The organism is Thomasclavelia sp. (assembly GCF_047249845.1).
In the GTDB taxonomy this organism is placed as follows: domain Bacteria; phylum Bacillota_I; class Bacilli_A; order Erysipelotrichales; family Coprobacillaceae; genus Thomasclavelia.
Genome location: NZ_JBKTWO010000147.1, coordinates 1 through 2,024, shown reverse-complemented (window position 1 = coordinate 2,024; position 2,024 = coordinate 1). Strand labels below are relative to the sequence as shown.

Annotated in this window: 2 protein-coding genes; both read right to left on the bottom strand. The window is 31.7% G+C overall.

The genetic code is table 11. The features are described from left to right. Positions 1 to 153: 153 nt before the first annotated feature. Entirely contained in the window at positions 154 to 1,434 is a 1,281-nt protein-coding gene (locus ACLR9T_RS14155) for a glucose-6-phosphate isomerase (protein WP_413110116.1), read from the bottom strand. Between the two features lies 1 nt (position 1,435). Continuing rightward, positions 1,436 to 1,813 (bottom strand): CvfD/Ygs/GSP13 family RNA-binding post-transcriptional regulator, encoded by a 378-nt coding sequence (locus ACLR9T_RS14150; protein WP_413110115.1) that lies wholly within the window; start codon positions 1,811 to 1,813, stop codon positions 1,436 to 1,438. Positions 1,814 to 2,024: the final 211 nt, after the last annotated feature.

Here is a 2,024-nt window from a genome sequence, read left to right as displayed (position 1 = left end):
AACCGCTGACCCTCTGCTTGTAAGGCAGATGCTCTCCCAACTGAGCTAAACCTCCGCTTCTTGATGCCTTAATATATTATCACTTACTTTTAAATTAGTCAACAAAAATTTTACATAAAATGAAAAAGACAATCAAATTGATTGTCTTTACTATTAATATCCTGGTTTACCAAGTAATTTAAACATATTTTTCTTATATACTTCAACACCTGGTTGATTAAACGGATTTACTTCAAGTAAATATACAGACATAGCACATGAGATTTCAAAGAAATAAACCATATAACCAAATCCGTAAGCATCCATCTTATCTAATGTAATTAGAATATTAGGTACATTTCCAGTATTTACATGAGCATCAATAGTTCCTTCGCAAGCTTTTTTATTTACATAGTCAACTGATTTACCAGCTAAATAATTTAAACCGTCTAAATCGTCTTTATCACTAGGGATGGTCATATCACCGGCAGGTTCTTTGATTTGCATAATTGTTTCATATAATACTTTAGACCCTTCTTGAATGAATTGTCCTAATGAATGTAAATCAGTAGAGAAAGTAGCACTTGTAGGTAAGATTCCTTTACCTTCTTTTCCTTCTGATTCCCCATATAGTTGTTTCCACCATTCAGCAACCATTGCTAATTGCAATTCATATGTTACAAACATTTCAGCTGCATATCCAGCTTTGTGTAAGATTTGACGAGCAACACCATATTTATAAGCATCATTATGATCTAAGTCGGGATTACTATATTTAACCATAGCATCTTTAGCACCGCTTAACATTTCATCAATGTCGATTCCAGCCATAGCGATGGGGAATAATCCTACTGGGGTTAAAACCGAATAACGTCCACCAACATCATCAGGAATTACAAAAGTTGTATATCCTTCTTCAGTTGCTAAAGTTTTTAATGCACCACGAGCTTTATCAGTTGTAGCAACAATTCTTTCTTTAGCACCTTCTTTACCGTATTTTGCTTCACACATCTCTTTAAAAATTCTAAATGCAATAGAAGTTTCTGTAGTAGTACCTGATTTTGAAATCACATTGATTGCAAAATCTTTTCCTTCAAGATAATCGCTTACTTGTTTAATATAATTTGACGAAAAAGTATTACCAACGTAGATTATTTCTACATCATTGGTTGGGAACAATCCATTGATTGCTTCAATTGCTGCTCGAGCTCCTAAATAAGAACCGCCAATCCCGCATACTAATAAGATATCTGCTTTTTTTCTTAGTTTTGCAGCAGTCTCTTTAATTAATTCAACTTCAGCTTTATCATAATTTTCAGGTAGTTCTACCCAACCAAGAAAATCATTACCAGCTCCTGTTTTATTTTGAATCATCTCATGGATATCTTTAACAGTATCTTTGTATGATTCTAAATCTTCATTTAATTTGGCTTTAGATAAATCTAATGTTATCATTTTAACTTTCCTCCGTGATTCCTTGTTTTAGCCATTTTTTCATGGCAAAGGCTAATGGTGCAAATCCATTAGGCGTTTCAACGATCAATCGTCTAGGATTTTTATAATAGACACGTTTATTTCGCCTACGATATCGATTATCAATGGCCTTTAAACTTAATTTTGCATGATTTGTTTCTTCATCAAAATCAATTATTTTAACTTTGATAAATTCACCAACTTTTACAAAACTATCAATGCTTTTAACAAATTTATCTGATATTTCAGATATATGAATCAGACCAGTTGAATTATCAGGTAAACTTGCAAAAGCTCCATAAGGCTGAATGCCTGTTATCTTGACATCAACGATATCACCACGCTTAATTTTGGGGCTCATTTATAATCACTCCTTGCGAGAATATTATAGCATAAATATAACTAAAATATTTCATTTTAGTAATTTTTATTAATGATTTTTAAAATATGAAATTACTTATAATAATATTGAGTGTAAGATTATAATTCATTTTTTTCTAAAAACACACTAAAAATTTGATTATCCGCTAAAACACTGTATCTATCGGCATTATCAAGGAGCTAAACACATC